The organism is Bacteroides oleiciplenus YIT 12058, from assembly GCF_000315485.1.
Lineage (GTDB): Bacteria > Bacteroidota > Bacteroidia > Bacteroidales > Bacteroidaceae > Bacteroides > Bacteroides oleiciplenus.
This window is the reverse complement of record NZ_JH992941.1, coordinates 470599-493625: the sequence shown is the minus strand read 5'-3', so window position 1 is coordinate 493625 and position 23027 is coordinate 470599. Positions and strand designations below refer to the sequence as shown.

Genomic DNA, 23027 nt, shown 5'->3' with positions numbered 1-23027 from the left:
TAAAGTGACAAGGTGATTAAGTGAATTAAAGAACTACTAACAAAAAAATATGGAAGAGATTATTGAACCTATAAGCAAGGAACTTCTGAAGGCGGAATTGACTGAGGAAAAGCGTCTGCGTATGACGAATAAGAGTCATAATCAGATTTATATCATTACAGCTCAGGACTCTCCGAATATTATGAAAGAAATCGGACGTTTGCGTGAGGTTGCTTTTCGTGCGGCAGGCGGCGGTACTGGGAAACCACTGGATATCGATGAATATGATATCATGGAGAATCCTTATAAACAGCTGATCGTCTGGAATCCGGAAGCGGAGGAAATATTAGGTGGTTACCGTTATATCCTTGGTACGGATGTTCAGTACGACGAACATGGTGCCCCTATACTGGCTACAGCCCATATGTTCAACTTCTCTGAAAAGTTCCTGAAAGAGTATCTTCCTACCACTATTGAGTTAGGGCGTTCGTTTGTTACGGTAGAATATCAGTCTACCCGTGCTGGTAGTAAAGGACTGTTTGCGTTGGATAATCTATGGGATGGTTTAGGTGCGTTGACGGTAGTGATGCCCAATGTAAAGTACTATTTCGGTAAGGTGACTATGTATCCGAGCTATCATCGTCAGGGACGGGACATGATTCTTTATTTTCTGAAGAAGCATTTTGAGGATAAGGATTGCCTGATTACTCCGATGAAACCGCTGGAAATGGAAGCTAATGAGGAAGATTTGGCTGCTTTATTCTGTAAGGATACCTTTAAGGAAGACTATAAGATACTGAATTGCGAGATACGCAAGTTAGGTTATAACATTCCTCCGTTGGTGAATGCTTATATGAGCCTGAGCCCTACGATGCGTATGTTCGGCACCGCCATTAACTATGGTTTTGGTGATGTGGAAGAAACCGGTATCCTGATTGCTGTAGACGAAATTCTGGCAGAAAAGCGTATCCGCCACATCCAGTCGTTTATAGAAAATGAACCGGAGGCTTGCAAACTTACCTCCGGAGCAAATAAGGTTTTCTTTCCGAGTAGATAAAGAAGTGCTGTCTTCGGCGCTACTTATACCGCCGGTAGACTATTCCCATTTATCTTCCTGTAAAGATCGAGTGCGTAGACATCCGTCATACCGGAAATGTAATCCAATACCGCCTGTATTCTTTCGTAGAGTACGGGCGCTTTTATGTTATATTGGTTGGATACCCGGTTGATGAGTAACTGCGAGTAAGTCTTTTCCGGTGAACGGACGGCATCAATCATTAGATCGAGCAAGGTGCTGATGATGCGGAAACCGGCGAGTTCAATGTCCAGCACATCCCGTGAACGGTAGATCTTCTCCAGAGAGATGGCTGCGCAGTGCTTATAAGCGTTGGCGGGTAGTTCGGAGATGTGCTTGATGAGGCTTCCTTCAAACTCCCCTTCCAATATCTGTTCTTCATTGTTTAGAAAGGCTTGGGTGCATTCCTGAATCAGCAGGCCAATGACACAGGAACGCAGATAGGCAATCTGTTCATTGACGTCACTTACGAAGTCCAGAGTTTTGAGCATGTGCGCTTTGCGCTCTTCGGGGAAATAGGAGAGAAGTAAATCCTGTGTCTCCCGGGTGGTAAGTATCTTTAGCTTATGAGCGTCTTCAATATCCATCATCTGATAGCAGATATCGTCTGCTGCTTCTACCAAATAGACGAGCGGGTGACGGGCATATTTCAAGGGATTATCATTCAGCTTCTTCATACCCAGCTCCTCTGCTATCCGGCGGAAGCTTTCTTCTTCGGTCGTGAAGAAGCCGAACTTTGACTTTTTACCTGCTAAACTCGATGAAAAGGGGTATTTTACGATGCTGGCAAGGGTGGAGTAAGTCAAAACGAAGCCCCCTTTGCGCCTTCCTTCAAACTGGTGGGTGAGCAATCTGAATGCATTGGCATTTCCTTCAAAGTGTGTCAAGTCCTCCCATTGCATAGCAGGCAATTGATTTTCCAGTGTCATGCCCTTGCCTTCAGAAAAAAAAGTGGAGATAGCGCGCTCGCCAGAGTGTCCGAAAGGAGGATTTCCTAAATCGTGCGCCAGGCAGGCTGCCGATACGATGGAACCTATTTCCGGCAAATATGAGTTTTGTAATTCGGGTTGGCGGGCAAGTATGGCTTTCGCTACGTCATTCCCTAAAGAGCGCCCCACGCAGGAAACTTCCAGGCTATGCGTCAGGCGATTGTGTACGAAAATGCTACCCGGCAGGGGGAAAACTTGTGTTTTGTTCTGCAAACGGCGGAAAGGGGCTGAAAAAACAAGACGGTCATAGTCACGTTGAAATTCAGAACGGTTTTCGTGACGTTCCTGGTGAAACTCTTCCAGTCCGAAACGTTTGGCAGATATGAGGGTATTCCAATTCATCATGGTTGCTTTGTTATTATTTAACTGCAAATGTATCATTATTTTGCTTCAAATTCCGTATTTTCGCCCGTTAATATAGTAAACGACTTGAATATGAACGTACAAATCATTAATAAATCGAAACATCCGCTTCCGGCTTATGCTACCGAACTGTCCGCAGGAATGGACATCCGTGCTAATCTTTCAGAACCTATTTCGTTAGCTCCGATGCAGCGTTGCCTGGTACCTACGGGACTATATATTGCCCTGCCTCCGGGGTTCGAGGCACAGGTTCGTCCGCGTAGTGGTCTGGCTATCAAGAAAGGTGTCACGGTGCTGAACTCTCCGGGAACCATCGATGCCGATTACCGTGGTGAAGTTTGCATCATTCTTGTAAATCTTTCGTCGGAAACTTTCGTGATAGAAGACGGGGAGCGCATTGCACAGATGGTGATAGCACGCCACGAACAGGCTGCATGGCAGGAAGTGGAGGTGCTGGATGAAACAGTGCGTGGTGCCGGTGGTTTCGGTCATACGGGCGTATAAAAAATGATTGAACACAGAGACACAAAGGCACGGAGTCTTTGTGAAGAGTAATAATTAGAACAATAAGCTCTGTGTCTCAGTGTCTCTGTGTTCTGAATTAAATGAGAATGAAAATGAAATTTAAGATATTATCGCTTTTCGTATTGTGCGCGGTACTCATATCGTGCGGTACTTCCCGCCAAGGAGGGAAGAAGCTGCGAAAAGGAGCCAAGGCGCAGGTTGTACTTACGCCTGAAGAACAGCGTAAATACGATTATTTCTTTCTGGAAGCTTCCCGCTTAAAGATGCAAAAGGATTATGGTGCAGCTTTCGACTTGTTGAAGCATTGCCTGACTATTAATCCGAACGCTTCGTCGGCTCTGTATGAAATCTCGCAATACTACATGTTCCTCAAACAGGTTCCCCAGGGACAGGCAGCTTTGGAAAAGGCTGTGGAGAATGACCCTGGTAATTACTGGTATAGCCAAGGCTTGGCAACTCTTTATCAGCAACAGAATGAAATGCAGAAGGCTACCGATTTGCTGGAAAGCATGGCAACCCGTTTCTCGGATAAGATGGACCCGCTGTACAGCTTGCTTGAGATTTACAACAGTCTGGAAGACTATGCAAAGGTGATTTCTACTCTGAACCGTCTGGAAGAGAAGATGGGAAAGAACGAGCAACTCAGTATGGAGAAATTCCGTATCTATTTGCAGATGAAAGATAACCAGAGCGCTTTTCGTGAGATAGAGAGTCTGGTAGAAGAGTATCCGATGGATGTGCGTTATCAGGTGGTATTGGGTGATGTCTATATGCAGAACGGCAAAAAGGAAGAAGCCTATAATCTGTATAAGAAAGTGCTTGCAGCCGAGCCGGATAATGCCATGGCTATGTATTCGTTGGCTTCCTATTATGAGCAGACCGGACAGAAAGAACTCTATGAACAGCAACTGGACACTCTCTTGCTGAACAAAAAAGTTCCTTCGGACACGAAGCTGAACGTCATGCGACAGTTTGTGATAGAGAGTGAACGGGCAGGCAAAGACAGTACCCGCGTCATTACTCTGTTCGACCGTATTTTGGAACAAGATCAGGACGATGCGCAGATGCCAATGCTCTATGCCCAATACCTTCTTTCTAAGAAGATGAATAAAGAAACGCTTCCGGTATTGGAACAGGTTCTGGATATTGACCCTACCAATACTGCTGCCCGCATGATGCTTCTTGGTGAAGCTGTCAGCAAAGAAGACTATAAAGAAGTTATTCGCTTGTGCGAAGCTGGTGTTGAGTCTAATCCCGAGATGCTGGAATTCTATTTCTATCTTGCCATAGCTTATAATCAGGCAGAACGGACCGACGATGCACTTGCCGTTTGCAAGAAAGCACTGGAGAATATCACAGAGAACAGCAAGAAAGAGGTTGTCTCGGACTTCTATGCCATTATGGGTGATGTTTACCACACGAAAAAGATGAATGCTGAAGCCTATGCCGCCTATGACTCTGCATTGGTTTACAATTCAGCAAACATCGGAGCCATGAACAATTATGCCTACTATCTCTCTTTGGAGCGTCGCGATCTGGACAAAGCGGAGGAAATGAGCTATAAGACGGTGAAAGCCGAGCCGAGCAATTCCACTTATCTGGATACCTATGCCTGGATCTTGTTTGAGAAAGGCAATTATGCCGAAGCCCGCCTCTACATAGACGATGCCATGAAGAATAAGGGCGATGAGAGCGACACCATTGTAGAGCATTGCGGTGACATCTATTATATGACCGGTGATGTGGATGGTGCATTGAAGTACTGGAAGCAAGCCCTGGAAATGGGTAGCAAGTCCAAAATGCTGAAGAAGAAGATTGAGAAAAAGAAATATATACCAGAATGAAAGCATTATACTGCAACTACAAAACTGTGGGGCGTATCCTGCCCCTCCTACTTCTCCTGAGTTTGGTGGTAGGGCTTTCCGGTTGTAAAACGTCCCGGAAAGCAACCTCATCACTGGGAGAATCCCGTTACTTGTCGTCTAAAGTGCAGTTGACCATTCCTACTAAGGATGGTTCAATTACGGTGAGTGGCACCATGAAACTTATTAGCGGTGAGCGGATGCAGCTTTCTTTCCTTATGCCGATTATCCGTAGCGAGATAGCCCGTCTGGAAATCACCCCTGATGATGTGTTGGTGATAGACCGTATGGGAAAGCGTTACGTGCAGGCTTCACGCAAGGAACTGAAAGACATCCTGCCTAAGAAGGCGGACTTCGCTCATTTGGAAAAGATGCTTTTTGATGCTTCCAAACCCGGAGGGAAAACCTCTTTGACGGGTAAAGAACTGGGTATTCCTTCATTGGAGAAAGGGAAAATCGTTCTTTCGGATTTCTCGAATAAAGAGCTATCCCTGACACCTACCCAAGTGTCTTCCCGCTATGCAAAGGTAGAATGGACTGAACTTTTAGAGATGCTGGCGAAGTTATGAAACAGTTTCTTTGTATCTTCATAGGTTGTTTCTGTCTGGCTATGCCGCTTTGTGCCCAATCCAACAAGATGATTAAGGATTTGGAAAGTAAGCGGGGCGCTTTGCAAAAGCAAATAGCCGAGTCGGAAACCCTTTTGAACACTACAAAGAAAGATGTAGGCAGTCAGTTGAACGGACTTGCCGCTCTCACCGGACAGATAGAAGAGCGGAAACGATACATCCTTGCCATCAATAATGACATGGAGACCATCGACCGTGAGCTATCCAAACTGGAGCGCCAGTTGGTCCGCCTCGAAAATGACCTGAAAGATAAGAAAAGGAAGTATGAAGCTTCCGTCCAATACCTATATAAGAATCGTTCCGTTCAGGACAAGCTTCTGTTTATTCTTTCCGCAAAGACTCTCTCTCAAACTTATCGTCGTCTGCGTTATGTGCGCGAATATGCCGACTATCAACGTCTTCAAGGAGAAGATATTCTGAAAAAGCAGGAACAAGTCAACCAAAAGAAAACGGAACTTCAACAGGTAAAGAAGGCTAAAGCCGGTTTGCTGAAAGAGCGTGAAGTTGAAAAGGAAAAGTTGGAAGCCCAGGAAAAGGAAAAGAAGACATTGGTTGCCAACTTACAGAAGAAGCAGCGCGGTTTGCAGAACGAACTGAACAAAAAACGTAAGGAAGCCAACCAACTGAACGCCCGTATCGACCGCCTGATAGCCGAAGAAATAGAAAAAGCCCGCAAACGTGCAGCAGAAGAAGCCCGTAAAGAAGCTGCTGCCCGCAAGAAAGCCGCCTCAAAAGAAACTAAGAGTAAACCGACCACCGCATCTTCCGGAACTGCTACCCAAAAGGCAGCTCCTCTTGAAGCATATACTATGGATAAGGCAGACCGGGAACTATCCGGTAGCTTTGTCAGCAATCGTGGTAAATTGCCAATGCCTATCACTGGACCATATATCATTACGAGCCGTTACGGACAATACTCTGTAGAAGGGCTTCGCAATGTGAAATTGGATAATAAGGGTATCGATATCCAGGGTAAGCCTGGTGCACAGGCGCGTGCCATATTCGACGGAAAGGTGGCTGCCGTCTTCCAATTGAATGGTCTTTTCAATATCCTTATCCGTCACGGAAATTATATTTCCGTTTACTGTAATCTGGCTTCTGCATCTGTCAAGACGGGTGACACGGTGACTACTCGGCAGTCCCTTGGCCAGATATTTTCGGATGGAGCGGACAATGGACGAACGGTGCTGCACTTCCAGTTGAGGAAGGAGAAGGAAAAACTGAATCCGGAGCCGTGGCTGAATCGCTAATTGTAAATTCCCTCTTGAAAGATTATTGCTTTACTTCAACAGGTTCCACGTTGTATCCTTCTTTTTGAAGGAGGAAGAAGTGTTAAACTTTTGTTCTAATATTCAATCTCCTTTGAAATGAATTTCTTAATTTTTTCCTCGCTAGGTAATTGAACCATATATTTCTGTACAAAAATATTAGGGTCTAATCCTGCTGTAGCGTACTTTACTAAAGTTTCCATTTCATAGAAAGCACGCTTGACTGGATTATCAATTGCTGAGATTAAGGTTAAATTAGAGTAAGTGAGTTTGTTGAATAGTTTATCAGCAGGTATCATCCATTTCTGCATATTTATCAATTCGGCGGATGCTATCTGCCGAATTGGTGCAGTGAATTCGGCAGTCAACGAGTGCCGAATCTCCGAACCCGATATGACATAGCCTAAAACCTCTTCTTTTAGCTGTGGATAAACAAGATACAAGCGTCTGAACTCCCGGAACCTGCGTTCGTTTAGTCCTTTGATATTCAATCGTTTTTCTAACTTCTTCAAAAGTTGTTCGCCATAGGCGGCACGATCTTCACCATGCTGCTCAAACTCAACAATATAACACCCCATTAACCAATTACGTGAGGTTAATGCAAGATTGACAGAGTGTGCAGCTTGCGCTTGCAGTGTGTCCTGAATGGTACTGATATGACTGACTAATGATTCAAAGTTCATATTTTGGCGTTTTGTGCAAAGTTACTACTTTTATTATCAAAGTTTTAATTCGGGTAGACTATTAATAGCTTCTTCTTTCAGCTTATCTACTGCACGGGTGTATTTCTCTGTATGAGATGATAACCTAACATACTCTCCTTGAACTCCTGTTCACATATCAACAGGCTCCACTTTGTATCCTTCCTTTTGCAAGAGAGTGATTAGTCCGTTTTCTCCCGGTAGATGTCGCACGCCGACGGCAATAAAGGTAGGCTTATCTTTTATGAGTCCGGTGAGTTTGGCTATCCAGTTCATGTTCCGGGCTTTCAGTAATACTTGTCGTTGATGTATGGCTATTTCCTGTATATAGGGAGAAGTGCTAAGATAGAAAGCATCCATCTGAATCTCATATTCGATTAGGCGCTTCATGCTTTGTGAACGGTATACCTCTACAAGAGTATCGGTTAAAGCCTGAAATTGTGTATATTCTTTGTCTTTCTCTTTTTCTTTCCGGCAGTATTCTGCCAATGCAGTTGCATTTTCTTTTAAATCTCCGGGCATTATCATTTCAAGTTGTTCTGAGACCGTTTCCAACCCGTTGATTGTATATCCTCTTTCTTTGGCTTTCTTCTCTAATACGGCATCCATTAGCTGAGAGTGGATGCTGTCTATCTGTGATTCTGAATATCCTGCTTTCTTTAACTTCATGATGTCATCTATTTGTCCAAAAAGCATAGTCAGATGCCCTGGCTTTAGGTACATCTGATGTAGCGGTACATTCATTTTGTGGCGTAATGTTGAGTCTACGAGCTGATAATCTTCTTCATTTAGTAAATCGTAGTAAGTTGTGTCTACGGGCAACTTGGCATTGGAAAAGAAAGAGGTGGAATCGTTGCTATAGGCTACTTCTCCTACATATTGGCTGCAAGCGTCGAAGGCTTGACGAAATCCCGGAATACTATCCACATATCCATAAAGAATGTGAGGTGAGCCATGATATGTTCCGAATAGATAAGCAGGGTGAGTGAGGCCATTGCCTGATATTTTCCATAACCAGCCGCCTTCTGATTGTGTTTTTACGGAAGAATCATAACTATGAAATATTTTCTCCTGTTGGGCTGATGCTGCTGTGCAGTAAGAGAGGATGATGTATAATAAAAGAAAAGTTTGGTTTTTCATAATAGTAGTAGTTCATGGGGTGATTTTTACAAAAGTAATGAAAATAGGTGATTATTCAGGAAAATCGCATGGAAAGTATTACGGAATAGTTTGGGAGTAGCTACAAGTGATAAGTACCTTATTTACCAATTCCTCCCCCTTCCACGCTCCCGCACTCCTTTATGCATAGGAGTTAGCGGGTGGAAGGGCGGTTTGTCTTTATTGTATGGCCACCTTTTTAGTCTGTAATGATTATTTGTGACAACTTATTTAGTAAGTAGCTACAGAAAGCAACAACCGTTTTCTGTATAAGTCACTTCATGTTGGTTCCCCTTAATAGGAACGCGCGTTTCCTCTAATGGGAACGACGGTTTCTCCTAATAGGAACGCTCGTTTCCTATCGTGGAAACTGCTGTTCCCTACGCTTGGAAACTGTCGTTTCCATTAGAGGAAACGCGCGTTCCCAGCCTTAGAAACTGTCGTTCCTTGGTATGGGGAAACTGTAAGCGGCTTCTGTATAATTGATTAAGTGTTATAAGGTAGCTCCGTCCAACAGCTCAAGATACAGTCCGATTGCCTCTTCTATCTCCTTTATGAAGATGAACTCATCTGCCGTATGGGAGCGGCTACTCTTTCCCGGTCCCATTTTCAAAGAAGGAAATGACATCAAAGCCTGGTCCGAAAGGGTGGGGGAGCCGAAAGGAACACGTCCCATGGCAACGGCACGTTGCACTATCGGGTGCTGCTCTTCTACGTGAGAAGAACTTAAACGGAAAGAACGCGCTTTGGCTTCACAGGAAATGTGTTTTTGTATTTCTGCAAATAGTTCCTGATTGCTATAACACTCGTTACTACGAATATCTACAACGAAGGTGCAGCGGTCGGGAATGACATTATGCTGTGTACCTGCATTGATTTGTGTCACGCTCATCTTTACAGGGCCCAGCAGTGGGGAAACTTTCTCGAATTGGTAGTCGCGAAACCAGGCGATGTCTTCCAATACCTTATATATAGCATTATCTCCTTCGTTTCGTGCGGCATGTCCTGCTTTGCCATAAGCGGTTACATCCAGCACCATTAATCCTTTTTCTGCGATGGCGGGTTGCATCTCGGTCGGTTCGCCGACAATGGCAAAGCTGATAGGAGGTAGTTCGGGCAATACACACTCAATGCCACCTTTCCCGGAAACTTCTTCTTCGCAGGAAGCCAGATAAATGAGATTGTACTTCTGTGACGTGCGGCAGAGTTGCAGAAAAACCTGCAACAAGCTGACTACACTTGCACCTGCATCGTTGCTACCCAGTCCGTATAGCTTTCCGTTACTTTCCATTGTCGGGGTAAACGGGTCTTTTCGCCAGCCATTTACGGCTTTCACTGTGTCGATGTGCGAGTTCAATAATAAAGTCGGTTTATTCAGGTCGAACATCGGGCTAAGGCACCATACATTATTACCTTTTCGTCCGGTTGCCATGCCTTGCAACTCAATATAGTTCTGTAGATAATCCGCCGCTTTTTCTTCATCGCGACTAAGGGAAGGGATAGCAACCAGAGACTTAAGAACTCCGGTTGCCTCAGAAACCATGGTGGGTATATCGTAAGTCATATCTCAATCAGTTAAATTATTGGGATGCAAACTTACGGATAAATACTGAAATCTGCTAAATCGACAGGATAAAAATACCCCTTCCACCCGTTGCTACCGATGAATAAAGGAGCCCGGAGGTGTGGAAGGGGGAAGTGTGGAAAAGAAAAAGGGCGTGATAGGCACTCTTTTTCAAATCATTTTATATTCTTAGAACATATAGCTAAAAGAAAGCATTAGATTGCGATTCTTGTTGTCTATATGATCGGCATTGTCTATTAATCCCCAATCGTACCCGAAGGCAACCTGATATTTTTTGCAGAATTCAACACCGAATTTCAAGCCAAGGCCGAGGTCAAAGCGCTTCATTCCGCCCCCGTCTTCATCGAAAACATTTTCAGATATATTTTTTCCGCTGCCATCACTCTTGGCTTTACCGAAAAGGCCAATGGCTAAATAAGGACCCGCATTACCGAAAACAGCAAAATTTTCATTCACTGCATACTTGTAACCCATGTGTACGGGAACTTCTAAATAACAAGGATTATACTTGATATCGTAAGAACCATAGTTTACTTTTGCACCTTTCAGTGACAACAGTGCCCCAAAATCAAGATATACTCCTTCGGCAATTTGTGGTAATCCCAGTTCGGCCTTGACTCCAGCGTGGAAACCTATTTTACTACTGAAGCCATCACTGGAAAAGTTACTGGAGTTCATACCGAGCGTAGCACCCCATTTGAGATTTTCTTGTGCATTCATACTGGCGAAGCTTATCGCCAATACTGCGAACATTACTAATACTTTTTTCATGTCATTAAGTTTTTATTGGTTTGTATAGTGTAAATACAGAGATATTTAAATTGCTCAAGATATTGAAAACAAAAGATGTAATCAGTAGCTTAAGTGGATGTTTAGAACATATAGACTAAAGAAAGCATCAGATTGCGGTTCTTCAAGTCACTGTTGTCAGCCGTTTCAATAAATCCCCAGTCGTAGCCGATGGTAACCTGGTATTTCTTATTGAACTCAATGCCTGCTTTGAGCCCTAAGCCTAAATCGAAACGTTTCAGGCCATCGCTTCCGAATATATTTTCAGATTCTTCTCCTTTTATTTTGCTGGGATCTATCTCTCCCCATTCTCCCCAATCTATATTTCCACCGGCACCAGATAAATCAACTTTGGCTTTCACTTTACCAAATAGACCGATAGCGGCATAAGGACCTACATTTCCAAAGATGGCAAAGTTTTCATTGATGGCATATTTGTATCCGATGTGTACAGGGATTTCCAGATAATAGGGATTGAACTTGATGTCTACCAATGAGCCGTAACCCCATTTGGCACCTTTCAAGGTCAATAATCCGCCGAACTCAAGGTAAACTCCCTCGGCTACTTGTGGCAATGCCAACTCTGCCTTTACTCCTGCGTGGAAGCCTGTTTTGCTATTCAAAAAATCATTGGAATACTTGCTGTTGTTCATACCTGCCGTAACACCCCATCTGAGGTTCTCTTGTGCGTTGACACTCCCTAAACCTATCGCCAATATGGCGACTAATGCTAGAATCTTTTTCATGTTAGTTGAGTAATTGCGTTGATATTAAATAAATTATCGGTTGCAAATATATACATATATTTCAGTTCCTTTAGAAAAACGAACGGAAATATGGAGTAACTATCTCTTTTTATAGTAAGATAGTACTAATATTACAGAAGTATATACTAAATATTTAATTCTCAATATAGAAATAGTTTCAAATGAAACCACTACCTTTGTACCGTATTTACCAATTAATGAATAATATGATTAATAACCATTTATCTGTCCTTGTGCATCGCCGGGCAGAGAAGTATGGCGACAAAGTGGCTCTGAAATATAGAGATTACGAAACGTCGCAATGGATACCCATCACTTGGAATCAATTCTCACAAACGGTACGACAAGTTGCGAATGCACTCGTAGAGTTAGGAGTGCAAGAAGAAGAAAATATAGGAATATTCTCCCAGAATAAGCCCGAATGTCTGTATGCGGACTTCGGTGCATTTGCTAACCGTGCGGTGACCATACCCCTGTATGCTACCAGTTCACCTGCACAGGCGCAATATATCATTAATGATGCTCAGATACGTTATATCTTTGTAGGTGAGCAGTTTCAATATGATGCCGCATTCAGCGTATTCGGTTTCTGCCAGTCATTGCAGCAACTCATTATCTTCGACCGTGCCGTAGTGCGCGACCCACGCGATATGACTTCCATCTATTTCGATGAGTTTTTGGAAACCGGTAAAGGTTTGCCGAACAACGATATTGTGGAGGAACGCACTTCCCGTGCATCCGATGATGACCTTGCCAATATACTTTATACATCGGGCACAACAGGCGAACCGAAGGGCGTCATGCTGCACCATTCCAACTATATAGAAGCTTTCCGCATTCATGATATTCGTCTAGTAGATATGACCGACCAGGATATTTCCATGAATTTTCTTCCATTGACACACGTATTCGAGAAAGCGTGGACATACCTCTGTATTTACAAAGGTGTGCAGATTTGTATCAATCTTCGTCCGGTAGACATTCAAACAACAATTAAGGAAATACGCCCGACATTGATGTGCAGTGTCCCCCGCTTCTGGGAAAAGGTATATGCCGGAGTACAAGAAAAGATAGCTCAGGAAACTGGTTTGAAGAAGGCTATGATGCTGGATGCAATCAAAGTCGGTAAGATACACAACATCGACTATCTGCGTAAAGGCAAGACTCCGCCGTTGATGCTTCATCTGAAGTATAAATTCTATGAAAAGACCGTCTATGCCTTGTTGAAAAAGACTATCGGTATTGAAAACGGTAATTTCTTCCCCACTGCCGGAGCTGCCGTGCCCGATGAAATCTGTGAATTTGTTCATTCGGTAGGTATCAATATGCTGGTTGGCTATGGCTTGACCGAATCAACAGCTACCGTTTCCTGCTTCCTCAACTCAGGCTACGAGATAGGTTCGGTAGGTACAATAATGCCCGATGTAGAAGTGAAAATCGGTGAGGAGAATGAGATTCTTCTGCGTGGAAAGACCATAACGAAAGGTTATTATAAGAAAGCTGAAGCTACTGCTGCCGCCATTGATAAGGATGGTTGGTTTCATACCGGTGATGCCGGTTACCTGAAAGGCGACCAACTTTATCTGACTGAACGTATCAAAGACCTCTTCAAGACTTCCAACGGGAAGTACGTCAGTCCGCAAGCATTGGAAACCAAGCTGGCTATCGACCGCTACATTGACCAGATTGCCATTATTGCCGACCAGCGTAAGTTTGTGTCTGCCCTTATTGTCCCGGTCTATGGTTACGTTAAGGAATATGCCAAAGAGAAAGGCATTGAATATAAGGATATGGAGGAACTTTTGCAGCATCCTAAAATTCTCGGTTTGTTCCGTGCCCGCATAGACACCTTGCAGCAACAATTCGCCCACTACGAACAGGTGAAACGTTTCACCCTCTTGCCGGAACCGTTCAGCATGGAGCGTGGAGAGCTGACTAATACGTTGAAGTTAAAACGCCCTGTGGTTGCCAAGAACTACAAGGAATTGATAGATAAGATGTACGAAGAATAAAAAAGTACACAAATATAATTGATATTTACCCCTTTCTGAAGTTTTCGTTTCATACTTTTGCAAAGTTCTATTAATTGAGCTTTTAAGTATGAAACGAAAACTTTTTTATCTATTACCATTTCTGCTATTGGCCGGTTGCGGGCAGGCATCGTACAAAAACACATCTTTATCCCCTGAAGAGCGTGCGGAACTTTTAGTGAAAGAACTCACTTTGGAAGAGAAAGCCCGACTCATGATGGATGCTTCCCAGTCGGTGGAACGATTGGGTATAAAACCATATAACTGGTGGAATGAGGCATTGCATGGCGTTGCCCGCGCCGGACTGGCTACGGTCTTTCCCCAGCCGATAGGTATGGCGGCATCGTTCGACCCTGAAATGGTGTATGAAGTGTTCAATGCAGTGTCGGACGAGGTACGTGCGAAGAATACCTATTACACATCCCGGGACAGCCGTGAACGCTATCAGGGCTTGACCATGTGGACTCCTACGGTGAATATCTACCGTGATCCGCGTTGGGGAAGAGGTATTGAAACCTACGGTGAAGACCCTTACCTGACGAGCCGGATGGGAGTAATGGTGGTAAAAGGTTTACAGGGACCTGCCGATGGAAAGTATGACAAGCTGCATGCTTGTGCCAAACATTTTGCCGTCCATTCGGGGCCAGAATGGAACCGCCATTCTTTCAATGCGGAGAATATCAATCCACGTGATTTGTATGAAACCTATCTTCCTCCTTTCGAGGCTTTGGTGAAAGAGGGTGAAGTGAAAGAAGTGATGTGCGCTTACAACCGTTTTGAAGGTGAACCTTGTTGTGGTAGTGACCGTCTGTTGATGCAGATATTACGTGGCGAATGGGGCTTCGATGGTATTGTTGTAGCCGATTGCGGTGCCATAGCCGACTTCTATAATGACCGGGGACATCATACTCATCCTAATGCCGAATCGGCTTCTGCCGCCGCAGTGGTAAGTGGAACAGATCTGGATTGTGGTTCCAGTTACAAGGCATTGGTGGAGAGCGTCAAAAAAGGATTGATTGCTGAGGAAACTGTGGATGTATCCGTGAAACGCCTACTGAAAGCCCGCTTTGAATTGGGTGAAATGGATGAACCGGAAAAAGTATCCTGGACGAAGATACCTTTTTCGGTAGTGGCTTCGGCTGCTCACGACTCTCTGGCACTGGAGATAGCCCGCAAATCCATGACATTACTGATGAACAAAGATAATTTCCTTCCTCTGAAACGTGGCGGACTGACAGTGGCTGTAATGGGGCCGAATGCCAATGATTCGGTAATGCAATGGGGAAATTACAATGGAATGCCGCCGCATACCGTTACCATTCTGGACGGAGTGCGGAATATACTTGGTGCTGAGGACAAACTGATTTATGAACAAGGCTGTCCATGGGTGGAAAGAACTTTGATTCAAAGCGCATTCAGCCAATGTAAGTCAGACGAAGGTCTCGGCTTTACGGCTCGTTACTGGAATAATCTGACACATGAAGGTGATCCGGTTACTACTGCCCAGGTCACCACGCCTTTCCGATTTTGTACTTCGGGTGCCACGGTGTTTGCTCCCGGGGTCAATCTGACGGATTTTTCTGCAACCTATAATAGTGTGTTTACTCCTAAAGAATCTGGTGAAATCGTCCTTGAGGTTTATTGCTATGGCAGTGGAAAACTTCGTGTAGATGGGGAAGAGGTGAAAAGCTTCTCTAATAAGCATGGTGCGAGAAAGACTACTCATACGATGAAGGTTCAAGCCGGTAAATCTTATAATATAGAACTGGATTTTGAATATCTGAGAAGTGATGCGCAACTGAACTTCGATCTGGGATTCAAAAAAGATGTGGATATCAGGAAGTCTGTTGAACGGGTGAAGGATGCGGATGTCGTTATTTTCGCAAGTGGCATATCTCCCAGCCTTGAAGGGGAGGAGATGGGGGTGAATCTTCCCGGTTTCAAGAAAGGTGACCGTACGGATATTGAACTTCCTGCTGTTCAGCGCGAACTGATTGATGCTCTGCATCGTGCAGGTAAGAAGATTATTCTGGTTAACTGTTCAGGATCTCCCATCGGATTAGAACCGGAAACAAAGAAGTGCGAAGCACTTTTGCAGGCATGGTATCCCGGTCAGCAAGGTGGGACAGCGGTTGCTGAAGTTTTGTTCGGTACTTACAATCCGGCCGGAAGATTACCGGTTACTTTCTACCGCAATATATATCAACTTCCCGATTTTGAAGATTATAATATGACTGGGAGAACCTACAGATATATGCAAGATATACCTTTGTTTCCCTTTGGGTATGGCCTTAGTTACACAACTTTCAATTATGGGAAGGTGTCGCTCAATAAAGGGGAGATTACTGACGGACAAACTGTGAAACTAACTGTTTCTGTAACGAATACAGGAGAACGTGGTGGTGAAGAAGTGGTACAGGTTTATCTCAAAAAGCAGGGCGATACAAAAGGACCCGTCAAAACACTGCGTGCTTTTAAACGTATATCCATCCCGTCCGGACAAACTGTTAATGTAGAGTTTGAACTGAAAGATAAAGAGCTGGAATGGTGGGACGAACAGTCCAATACGGTAAGGGTGTGCCCTGGTAACTATGATATCATGGTGGGTGGAAGCTCTAGAGATGGAGATCTGCAACAGATATCAATAATAGTAAGGTAGGAAAACATTTCTTAGGCACAGAATATGCGGATTACACAGATTCTATATTATTATGCAAGTAAAGGGCATAGAACTGTAAAATCCGCATATTTGTGTTCTGTTTACAAAAAAATGAAAGACCGCTTCATTATAATGGGAGGTTAATTTGTTTCTTGACAAAAAAGTAAGGGATAGACCACCTGATCCATCCCTTACTTTTTTTGTTTTCCGGATTCTAATATCCGAATATATCTTCCTGTTTCAGTTCAATCACCGGACCTACTTTCTTTAAAGCATCCATATCCAGCTCTTTCTTATCACCGAGGATGGCGTATGTATAAGTACGTCCCTTAATCCACTTATTCTGGAAATCGATGACATCTTTCAGTGTCATGTTCTGTACATCGTTATACAGTTGGATGCGGCTGTCTACATTCTGTCCCAGATATTGAGCGCTGATGTAATCCCAGATAACATCCATCTTGATGGTACGGTCAGTGCGCATACGGGCAATCATGCCATCTTTAGCCAGCTTGAAAGCAGCTTCCGATTCCGGCATGTTGTTGATGATGTCATTGAATGTATTGATGGCATCTACCATCTTGTCATTCTGCGTGGCAATCTGAGTACGCAGTGTATAAGGATCTGTCAGATAAGTTGGTTTCAGCATACCTGCCCATGCAGAGTAAGCCAAACCGCGACTTTCGCGCATTTCCTGGAATACAATGGAATTCATGCCACCACCGAAGTACTCGTTATACAGTTGGCGTCCCGATTCGGCGGCAGGATCAAATTTCTCTCCTTTATTGGAAATCTGTGACATATAGATTTGCTTGGCATCATAAGGAGCGATGAAAACCTTTGTTTCCGGCGTGAGTAACGGTTCAAAATTATTTCCTGCAGGAATCTCTTTCAAAGTTTCGGGTACTTGATGTTCTTTATTGATGATAGCGAGTAAATCATCCTGGCTGCTCGGGCCGTAGTAAAGAATGCGATGCTTGAAGCTGTTCAACTCTTTGATGCGGTCAATGAGTTCTTGCGGATTCATGTAAGTCAGTTCTGATTCGCTCAGCAAGTTGGTGGCAGGAGACTTCGGACCGTAAGTAGCATAACTTACCAAGCGTGAGAAATTCTGCATCTGGTTCAGTTTAGCATCTTTACGAGCTTTCAATACGTCTTTAGCCATGTTGTCATAAGCCTCTTTGTTCACTTGGGCGTTTGCCATCAGTTTCTCGAAGAGCTCCATAGCGGCAGGCATGTTCTCATTGAGACCTGAAAGTACCACATAAGTGCGCTTGCTGCCCGGTGATACGAAGAATGAACAAGCAAGGCGATAGAATTCGCTCTTCACTTCTTCGGGAGTCATGTCGGCGGTGCCGAGATATTCGAGGTATTGGGCGGCGGTTCCGAGTGCTTTATCATTGTTGCTACCCATGTCAAAGAGATAGATCAACTGGAAGATGTCATTCGTGGTGTTCTGTTTGTAGAGCACGGGGAGGTCTGATTTGGCTTTCAGTTGAGAAAGATCTTTGGAGTAATCCAAGAATACCGGTTCGATGGGCTGCACTACACTTGCCTGTATCTCTTTCAGGAAGCTGCTGACAGTGTCACGATTCATCACAATCGGAGTAATTTCCGGTTTCGACATTTTCTTTTCGTTCGGGTCTTTACCTTGTTTCTTGTAAATGATGGCATAGTTGTCATCTTTCAGATATTTGTTGGCAAAGGCTACAATGTCATTCTTCGTGAGTTTGGACATGCGGTCGAGGGCAGTTACTTCATCTGCCCAGTCACTACCGTTTACGAATGATTCAACGAACATATCGGCACGTGCGTCATTGTTTTCCAACTGCTGCATCTGATACAACTTGAAGTTGTTGATATTGGCTTCCAGCATCTTTTCGTCAAAGTCGCCGTCACGGAGTTTCTTCAATTCACCCAACATCAGGTCTTTCACTTCATCCAGAGTCTGTCCTTGTTTGGGGCGTCCCTGCATCATCAGTGCGCTGTAATCGCTCATAGGCATAGGATAGCAATAAGAACTTAAAGTCTTTTGCTGCTGTGTCAGGTCAAGGTCGAACAAGCCGGCTTGTCCGTTATAAAGTATCTGGGAAACTACTTGCAATGTTTCTACATCTTTGCTGGCAGCTCCGGGGAAACGCCATGCCAAGGCTACGCTTTCTGCGTCCGGGCCGAACACCTCGCGCACAACCGGTGTAGTGATATCCGTTTCTTTCGGCAAATTCAGCTTAGGCAGGTCCGGATTCGGTTTCAGACCACCAAAGTATTTGTCGATAGTGGCAATCATCTGGTCGGGATCGAAATCACCAGAAAGACAGATAGCCATGTTGTTGGGCACATACCATTTCTTATAATATTCCTTGATATTCTTGATGGAAGGATTCTTTAGGTCTTCTTGTGTGCCGAGCACAGTTTGTGTACCATAGGGATGGTGGGGGAAGAGGGAAGAAAGTACTGCTTCATATACCTTACGCGGGTCGCGGGTCAGTGACATGTTCTTTTCTTCATAAACCGTCTCCAATTCGGTATGGAAACCGCGAATCACGCAGTTTTCAAAACGTTCTGCCTGAATCTTTGCCCAGTTGTCAATCTGATTGCTGGGGATATCTTCCGTATAGCAGGTCACGTCGAAACTGGTGTAGGCATTCGTACCGTTGGCACCGATGGCAGCCATCAGCTTGTCATACTCGTTGGGAATGGCATACTTGGAAGCTTCGTAAGAGATGCTGTCTATTCTTGCGTAAATGGCTTTGCGCTCAAGGCTGTCGGTAGTCTTACGATAGATTTCGAATTGTTCTTCGATCTGGTCGAGCAAAGGCCTTTCAATTTCATAATTCTGAGTGCCGAAGTTTGTGGTACCTTTGAACATCAGGTGTTCAAAGTAGTGGGCTAATCCGGTGGTTTCAGCAGGGTCATTCTTGCCACCTACGCGTACGGCGATGTACGTTTGTATGCGCGGGGTTTCCTTATTAACGGTCATGTAAACTTTTAAACCGTTGTCCAGAGTGTAGATGCGCGCTTTTAGCGGATCATTGGGCACTGTTTCGTAATTGTACTTCGAAGTACAACTTCCTAAGCTTATCGCTACCAGTAGGATAAACGTTAAACCAATTTGTCGGAATAGTTTGTTCATAAGCTGACTTATTAGATTGATAACTGCAAAAATATGCGTTTTTTTCATACCTTTGCACTCAAAAAGTAAATTTTTTCAAAACTAACGGCTAATTTCAATCGTAAATAGGAATTATGATTACCATAGAACAACTGAAAGACGTCAAAGAGCGCACCGAAGCACTCTATCGCTATTTGGATATAGAAGGGAAGAAAATCCAGGTGGAAGAAGAACAGTTGCGCACCCAGGCTCCGGGCTTCTGGGACGACCAGAAAGCTGCTGAAGCACAGATGAAAAAGGTGAAAGGTCTGCAACAGTGGATATCCGGCTATAATGAGATAAAGACATTGTCGGAAGAGCTGCAGTTATCCTTCGATTTCTACAAGGACGAGCTTGTAACCGAAGAAGAAGTAGACGAGGCTTTTGCAAAAGCCTCTGCTGCAGTTGAAGCGTTTGAACTAAAGAACATGCTTCGTGACGAGGCTGACCAGATGGACTGCGTATTGAAAATCAATTCCGGTGCAGGCGGCACGGAGAGTCAGGACTGGGCAAGCATGTTGATGCGTATGTATCTGCGTTATGCCGAAACCAACGGATATAAAGCCGTTATCTCTAACTTGCAGGAAGGTGATGAGGCAGGCATCAAAACCTGTACTATTGAGATTTCGGGTGATTATGCCTATGGTTACCTGAAAGGAGAAAACGGTGTGCATCGTCTGGTGCGTGTGTCTCCCTACAATGCACAAGGCAAGCGTATGACTTCTTTTGCTTCCGTTTTCGTAACCCCATTGGTGGATGATACGATTGAAGTGAACATCAATGTTGCCAATATCTCTTGGGATACTTTCCGCTCCAGTGGTGCTGGTGGTCAGAATGTGAACAAGGTGGAGTCTGGTGTTCGTCTGCGCTATCAGTTCAAGGACCCATATACCGGCGAGGAAGAAGAAATTCTGATTGAAAATACCGAAACGCGCGACCAGCCCAAGAATCGTGAGAATGCAATGCGTCAGTTGCGTTCTATCTTATACGATAAGGAATTACAGCACCGCATGGCGGAACAGGCCAAAGTGGAAGCAGGCAAGAAAAAAATCGAGTGGGGCTCGCAGATACGAAGTTACGTATTCGACGACCGCCGTGTGAAGGACCACAGAACCAACTTCCAGACTTCGGACGTAAACGGAGTGATGGACGGAAAACTGGATGGTTTCATCAAGGCGTATCTGATGGAGTTTGCGGGACAAGAAGGATAAACCGTATCTCTGTTTTGAAATAGAGTATAATGGGTGTCACCTGGTTAATGAAAGGTGGCACCCATTATTTTTTTTAGCCAATCCTGTCTCCGTCGTACCTGGGATGCACTTGCTCCGTACCAACTCCGTACTTTCTCCACTCAGAGGTACTTCTGACCGAAGAATGTACGGAGCAAGTACGTCTCAGATACGGTTCGGGTACGAAGAGGATGTTGAGCGAACACAAATAAATTTCCTTCTTTTCTTTTGGAAACTTCCCAAATTTCATGTTACTTTGTTATCAGTTGAACTTTAATACTAAAAGACACCATGGGAAAGAATAAGAAAAAGGTTATGCATAGCCGTAAAGAAGAAGAACAAGCTAAGAAAGTGTTATTGATTATCGGTGTATCCGCATTGATATTGGTGCTGGTTATGCTGATAGGATACTCGTTCTTAGGAAAATAACGAATAGATGTCGCAAGAAATAGAACGGAAATTCCTCGTGACGGGGGAGTACAAATCAAAAGCGTATGAACAAAGCCGCATTGTGCAAGGTTATATCAGTAGTGCAAGAGGGCGGACTGTGCGGGTACGTATCCGTGACGGGAAAGGATACCTGACGATAAAAGGTGCCTCTAATGCTTCGGGCACCAGTCGTTATGAGTGGGAAAAAGAACTTCCACTTGTTGAGGCCGAAGAGTTGATGAAACTCTGCGAGCCGGGTGTTATTGATAAAACCCGTTATCTGGTGCACAGCGGAAAACATACGTTTGAAGTCGATGAGTTCTACGGTGAAAACGAAGGACTGGTCGTTGCCGAAGTGGAACTGGCTTCGGAAGACGAGGCTTTCGAGAAACCCGACTTCATCGGCCAGGAAGTGACAGGCGATGTCCGTTATTATAATTCACAACTGATGAAGCGTCCATATACGGCTTGGTGAGACATTGACTCTCCTTGCAAATGGCTGCTAATCAGATAGGTTTGGAAGAAGGTATGGAGCAACTTTATGAATATCTGCCAAGAGAACTGGTTACCTTTGTATTGGTGACGCTGTTTTCTTTATTAATAGGTCTTTCACAGCGGAAAATCAGTTTGAAGCGTGAAGGGGAAACGACGTTGTTCGGTACGGACCGCACGTTCACTTTCATAGGTATTCTGGGGTATCTGCTTTATATTCTCGATCCGGTGGAATACCGTCTGTTTATGGGCGGTGGTGCCATACTGGGTTTGTTGCTTGGGCTGAACTATTACGTCAAGCAAGCTCAGTTTCATGTATTCGGAGTTACTACCATTATCATTGCACTCATCACTTATTGTATTGCGCCTATTGTAGACACACAACCATCTTGGTTTTATGTCATGGTAGTGGTTACTGTTCTGCTCTTTACGGAGTTGAAGCACACCTTTACGGAACTGGCGCAGCGCATGAAGAATGATGAGATGATTACTCTTGCCAAGTTCTTGGCTATCAGTGGTATCATCCTTCCGATGTTGCCGAATGAAAACCTGATTCCCGATATTAATCTGACGCCTTATACCGTTTGGCTGGCGACGGTAGTGGTATCCGGCATTTCCTACCTTTCTTACCTGCTGAGGCGGTATGTATTCCAAGAATCCGGTATTCTGGTATCCGGCATTATCGGCGGGTTATATAGCAGTACGGCTACTATTTCCGTATTGGCCCGTAAGAGTCGTAAGGCACCTGCACAGGAAGCACCGGAGTATGCAGCGGCAATGTTGTTGGCTGTCAGTATGATGTTCCTCCGTTTTCTTATATTGATAGGTATATTCAGCAGTGCAATTCTTGCTGCAATTTATCCTTATCTACTCATTATGTCCGTGGTTACGGCAGGGGTGGCCTGGTATCTGCACCGGAAGCGTAAACCGGTTCCGGCAGCGGGGGAGGAGACGGAAGAAGAAGATAGCAGTAACCCGTTGGAATTTAAAGTAGCACTGATTTTTGCCGTCCTGTTTGTGATATTTACAATTGTGACGCATTATACGCTGGTTTATACCGGTACAGGCGGTTTGAATGTCTTGTCTTTCATTGCCGGGCTGAGTGACATCACTCCATTTATCTTAAACCTGTTGCAAGGTTCGGGTGTTGCTGTGCTGGTGGTTACGGCCTGTTGCATGCAGGCTATTGTGAGCAATATTGTTGTGAATATGTGTTATGCACTGTTCTTTGCGGGTGGGCGGAGCCCGTTGCGCCGGTGGGTGCTTCGCGGTTTTGGCTGTGTAATTGCGGTTAACGTTTGCTTGCTACTTTTCTTCTATTTGTTATAGATTTCTGCGGGATACTTA

At 44.5% G+C, this 23027-nt stretch carries 18 protein-coding genes and 1 pseudogene; 11 read left to right on the top strand and 8 right to left on the bottom strand.

Annotated elements, in window-relative coordinates:
• Positions 1–49: 49 nt before the first annotated feature.
• Complete coding sequence (locus tag HMPREF9447_RS10050) at positions 50–1036, top strand: GNAT family N-acetyltransferase (protein ID WP_009129613.1); 987 nt, start codon at positions 50–52, stop codon at positions 1034–1036.
• 23 nt (positions 1037–1059) lie between these two features.
• Here the strand turns inward: HMPREF9447_RS10050 and HMPREF9447_RS10045 are convergent, their stop codons facing one another.
• Positions 1060–2388: a deoxyguanosinetriphosphate triphosphohydrolase gene (locus tag HMPREF9447_RS10045; RefSeq protein ID WP_009129612.1), complete on the bottom strand. Its 1329-nt coding sequence runs from the start codon at positions 2386–2388 to the stop codon at positions 1060–1062.
• A gap of 90 nt (positions 2389–2478) precedes the next feature.
• On the opposite strand from HMPREF9447_RS10045, the gene dut reads away from it, so the two are divergent.
• From dut to HMPREF9447_RS10025, 4 genes are all read left to right on the top strand, one after another.
• On the top strand, positions 2479–2910 hold the full coding sequence (gene dut, locus HMPREF9447_RS10040) for a dUTP diphosphatase (RefSeq protein WP_009129611.1): 432 nt from the start codon (positions 2479–2481) through the stop codon (positions 2908–2910).
• A gap of 113 nt (positions 2911–3023) precedes the next feature.
• Positions 3024–4775, top strand: a complete 1752-nt coding sequence (locus HMPREF9447_RS10035; protein ID WP_009129610.1) for a tetratricopeptide repeat protein — start codon at positions 3024–3026, stop codon at positions 4773–4775.
• Positions 4772–5362, top strand: a complete 591-nt coding sequence (locus tag HMPREF9447_RS10030; RefSeq protein ID WP_009129609.1) for a DUF4292 domain-containing protein — start codon at positions 4772–4774, stop codon at positions 5360–5362. The genes HMPREF9447_RS10035 and HMPREF9447_RS10030 overlap by 4 nt, the downstream gene beginning before the upstream one ends.
• Complete coding sequence (locus tag HMPREF9447_RS10025; protein WP_009129608.1) at positions 5359–6672, top strand: murein hydrolase activator EnvC family protein; 1314 nt, start codon at positions 5359–5361, stop codon at positions 6670–6672. The genes HMPREF9447_RS10030 and HMPREF9447_RS10025 overlap by 4 nt, the downstream gene beginning before the upstream one ends.
• A gap of 209 nt (positions 6673–6881) precedes the next feature.
• On the opposite strand, the pseudogene HMPREF9447_RS10020 reads toward HMPREF9447_RS10025, so the two are convergent.
• From HMPREF9447_RS10020 to HMPREF9447_RS10000, 5 genes and pseudogenes are all read right to left on the bottom strand, one after another.
• Positions 6882–7373 (bottom strand): annotated as a pseudogene (locus HMPREF9447_RS10020) (DUF1016 N-terminal domain-containing protein); the annotation flags it as partial.
• Between the two features lie 150 nt (positions 7374–7523).
• The gene (locus tag HMPREF9447_RS10015; RefSeq protein ID WP_009129606.1) at positions 7524–8531 is read right to left on the bottom strand and encodes a TraB/GumN family protein; all 1008 of its coding nucleotides are present in this window, start codon (positions 8529–8531) and stop codon (positions 7524–7526) included.
• A gap of 511 nt (positions 8532–9042) precedes the next feature.
• Positions 9043–10113, bottom strand: coding sequence for a M20 family metallo-hydrolase (locus HMPREF9447_RS10010; protein ID WP_009129605.1), 1071 nt, complete (start codon positions 10111–10113; stop codon positions 9043–9045).
• Positions 10114–10302: 189 nt separating this feature from the next.
• Complete coding sequence (locus HMPREF9447_RS10005; RefSeq protein ID WP_009129604.1) at positions 10303–10905, bottom strand: porin family protein; 603 nt, start codon at positions 10903–10905, stop codon at positions 10303–10305.
• Between the two features lie 101 nt (positions 10906–11006).
• The gene (locus HMPREF9447_RS10000) at positions 11007–11669 is read right to left on the bottom strand and encodes a porin family protein (RefSeq protein WP_009129603.1); all 663 of its coding nucleotides are present in this window, start codon (positions 11667–11669) and stop codon (positions 11007–11009) included.
• 227 nt (positions 11670–11896) lie between these two features.
• Between HMPREF9447_RS10000 and HMPREF9447_RS09995 the strand changes: the two genes are divergently transcribed.
• Entirely contained in the window at positions 11897–13702 is a 1806-nt protein-coding gene (locus HMPREF9447_RS09995) for an AMP-dependent synthetase/ligase (protein ID WP_044138118.1), read from the top strand.
• Between the two features lie 88 nt (positions 13703–13790).
• Positions 13791–16379, top strand: coding sequence for a xylan 1,4-beta-xylosidase (xyl3A, locus tag HMPREF9447_RS09990; protein WP_009129601.1), 2589 nt, complete (start codon positions 13791–13793; stop codon positions 16377–16379).
• 214 nt (positions 16380–16593) lie between these two features.
• Here xyl3A and HMPREF9447_RS09985 read toward each other — a convergent pair whose 3' ends face one another.
• Positions 16594–19512 carry a M16 family metallopeptidase gene (locus HMPREF9447_RS09985; RefSeq protein ID WP_009129600.1) on the bottom strand — a complete coding sequence of 973 codons (2919 nt, stop codon included), beginning with the start codon at positions 19510–19512 and terminating at the stop codon, positions 16594–16596.
• Positions 19513–19625: 113 nt separating this feature from the next.
• On the opposite strand from HMPREF9447_RS09985, the gene prfB reads away from it, so the two are divergent.
• Complete coding sequence (prfB, locus tag HMPREF9447_RS09980) at positions 19626–20741, top strand: peptide chain release factor 2 (RefSeq protein ID WP_009129599.1); 1116 nt, start codon at positions 19626–19628, stop codon at positions 20739–20741.
• 73 nt (positions 20742–20814) lie between these two features.
• On the opposite strand, the gene HMPREF9447_RS28910 is transcribed toward prfB, so the two are convergent.
• Entirely contained in the window at positions 20815–21009 is a 195-nt protein-coding gene (locus HMPREF9447_RS28910) for a hypothetical protein (RefSeq protein ID WP_208860735.1), read from the bottom strand.
• 41 nt (positions 21010–21050) lie between these two features.
• Here HMPREF9447_RS28910 and HMPREF9447_RS28785 point away from each other — a divergent pair, with 41 nt between their 5' ends.
• From HMPREF9447_RS28785 to HMPREF9447_RS09970, 3 genes are read left to right on the top strand one after another with little or no spacing between them, the layout of a single operon-like run.
• Positions 21051–21188 (top strand): hypothetical protein, encoded by a 138-nt coding sequence (locus HMPREF9447_RS28785; RefSeq protein WP_007660676.1) that lies wholly within the window; start codon positions 21051–21053, stop codon positions 21186–21188.
• Between the two features lie 7 nt (positions 21189–21195).
• A complete protein-coding gene (locus HMPREF9447_RS09975) occupies positions 21196–21663 on the top strand; it encodes a CYTH domain-containing protein (protein WP_009129598.1) in 468 nt (155 codons plus the stop codon).
• Positions 21664–21716: 53 nt separating this feature from the next.
• Entirely contained in the window at positions 21717–23009 is a 1293-nt protein-coding gene (locus tag HMPREF9447_RS09970; RefSeq protein ID WP_044138117.1) for an MgtC/SapB family protein, read from the top strand.
• Positions 23010–23027 lie beyond the last annotated feature (18 nt).